General features: G+C 60.4%; 2 protein-coding genes and 1 pseudogene. 2 read left to right on the top strand and 1 reads right to left on the bottom strand.

The features are described from left to right. Both PMI35_RS32065 and PMI35_RS32070 read left to right on the top strand, forming a co-directional pair. Positions 1 to 1,082 (top strand): annotated as a pseudogene (locus PMI35_RS32065) (hypothetical protein); the annotation flags it as partial. Beyond that, on the top strand, positions 1,079 to 1,987 hold the full coding sequence (locus PMI35_RS32070) for a hypothetical protein (RefSeq protein WP_008054331.1): 909 nt from the start codon (positions 1,079 to 1,081) through the stop codon (positions 1,985 to 1,987). The pseudogene PMI35_RS32065 and the gene PMI35_RS32070, both read left to right, overlap by 4 nt. Positions 1,988 to 2,093: 106 nt before the next feature. Here the strand turns inward: PMI35_RS32070 and PMI35_RS35030 are convergent. Next, positions 2,094 to 2,497, bottom strand: a 404-nt coding sequence (locus PMI35_RS35030; protein WP_032831226.1) for a hypothetical protein, incomplete at its 5' end; no start/stop codon positions are given.

Here is a 2,497-nt window from a genome sequence, read left to right as displayed (position 1 = left end):
TGGCCGCTTCGGCGGCATCCGTTATTGCCATGCGGGTCCAGGCACAAGCCACGCTGCAAAGCGCGCTGGCCACGGCGCGCTCCGGCGGATCGCTGTCGGGCTTCACCGGGCTGGAGGACGCGCTCGACACCGTCAGCAATAACAACACTGACCTGTACGGCTCCCTGGAGGATTTCAACCGGGACCAAGGTCGCACGGCCAACGTGGTGGCGGAGCTGAATGGCATTAACGGGAAGCAGCTCACCACGGCCGAGCAGTCGCTGAAAGGGCTTGAGGAGCAAATCGAGCAAGCCAAGGCCGGCTATGACCTGCAAATGGCGCAGTACGACCAGCAGCTGGAGTTCGCCCAGGCACAAATGGATGCGCTCAACGGCATCGATAACTCGGTGCAATCGGTGGCGGCGGCCATGCAGCAAATGAATGCGGCTGTGGTCGCGGCGCTTGCCGGGCAAGCTGCCGGCGCAGCCATGCAAAACACCACTGATAATAACGTCGCGCTGTTGGAATCGGTTTACCGGGCGGTACTCGGGCGCGGGCTCGATGGTAACGGACTGGCCACCTGGACGGCGGCCTTGGCTAACGGCACCGTCACCTACGAAAACCTTGCTCAGACGATCGCCACCGGTGGCCGCCTGAACGGGGAAACGATCATGCCTGGGTACGCCACTGGCGGATTGATTAGCGGTCCTGGCACCGGAACCAGTGACAGCATTTTTGCGCGACTCTCCAACGGTGAGTACGTGATGAGCGCTGACGCGGTGCGCATGTTCGGCACCGGATTGCTCGATCAGATGAACGCCGGGCTGTTGCCGGCGTTTGCCAACGGCGGGGCTATCGGGGAAACCGGACCACAGCTGCAGGTGACGTCGCCGAGCCGGATCTATAACGCCAATCAGGCGGGATCGATGAGCGCCGGCAACTCCAACGCTGGGCTCGTAGTTGAGATTCGCGCCCTCGGCGCGCGACTCGACCTGATCCAGGCTGAGACCAAGGCCGGCGCGCTCAACGGCGGAAAAATCGTGAAGTTGCTTGACCGGGTAACTGACGGCGGCAACGCCATGCTCACCAAGGAGCTTGCATGAAGATTATCAAGCCGCACTTCATCACGGATTCGATGTTGGTGAGTTCGTCGGTGGCGGAAAATGACTACCCGGCCTGGGTGTCTGGAACGACCTATGCGCTCGGCGCGAGAGTAATTCGCACCAGTGTGCACAAGGTGTTTGAAAGGCTGGTGGCGGGGGCGGGAACAGTCGCTCCAGAGCTCGACACGACCAGCCCGGCCGTCTGGCTGGATGTAGGGCCGACGAAGAAGTGGGCGCCGTTCGACAACGTAGTGGGCACGCTCGCGACGGGCACTTCCCCGCTGAATTACACCCTGCGCACCGGATTCACCGACAGCCTGGCGCTCTTTGAGCTGACTGGCCGGTATGTGGACGTGGTGATGAAGGACGGTGCCGGTGGTGTGGTGGTTTATCAGAAAAGGATCGATCTCGAGGCAGGCGACATTGAGACGATCTTTGACTGGTTTTTCACTGAGCTGGACTTGCGAAGCGACATTGTCATCACCGATCTGCCGGGGCAATACGCGAGTGCAGAACTGTCGATTTCGGTCATTACCACCAGCGGTACCGCCTCAGTTGGTGTGATCAAGCCCGGGCTGATCAGCGATCTGGGTGAAACGCAGTACGGGGCCAAGGTCGGCATCGACGACTACAGCCGCAAGGAGCGGGACGCCTTCGGCAACACGGTCATTACCAAGCGCGCCTACAGCAAGCGCGGCAGCTTCACGATGATGACCACGCTCGGCACCTTCAATCGCGTCTACCGAACACTCGCGGCGCTGAGGGCCACGCCGTGCGTGTACATCGGCACGGAGGATGCTGGCTATGAGCCGTTGCTGATTTACGGCTTCTTCACCAGTTTCAATATCGACATCACTTACCCGGATTACCACCTCTGCTCGCTTGATATCGAGGGCCTTATCTAATGCCAGTCACACCACTACCGTTTCTTGATCGAACCGCGGCGACATTCAAGACCGACACGGACACCTTCTTCGGATCGAAATTGCCACAGTTCTCGGTTGAGGTGAATCAGGTCGCGACGGATTTAACGAGCGCCGTCGCCTCGGCGCTAGCGTCTAAAAACGCGGCGGCAGCAAGCGCGGCTGCTGCACTTTCTTCCAAGAACGCCGCAGCCACCAGTGAGACCAATGCGGCAACGAGCGAAGACAATGCCCTGACCTCGAAGAATGCAGCGGCGACCTCGGCAACAGGAGCTAGCGGCAGTGCTACAGCTGCCGCAACCTCAAGGACAAACGCTGCTACCAGCGAAACCAACGCGCTTGCGTCGAAGAACGCAGCGGCAACCTCAGCGACAAACGCAGCCACCAGTGAAGCCAACGCGCTGGCGTCTAAAAACACGGCTACAACCCAAGCAACAAACGCCGGTGCTTCTGCAACTGCGTCGGCAGGTAGTGCTACGGCAGCAGCCGCTT

The sequence above is a fragment of the Pseudomonas sp. GM78 genome, from assembly GCF_000282475.1.
In the GTDB taxonomy this organism is placed as follows: Bacteria; Pseudomonadota; Gammaproteobacteria; order Pseudomonadales; family Pseudomonadaceae; genus Aquipseudomonas.
Note: the sequence above shows the minus strand (reverse complement) of the source record. Positions and strands in the feature narration are given on the sequence as shown.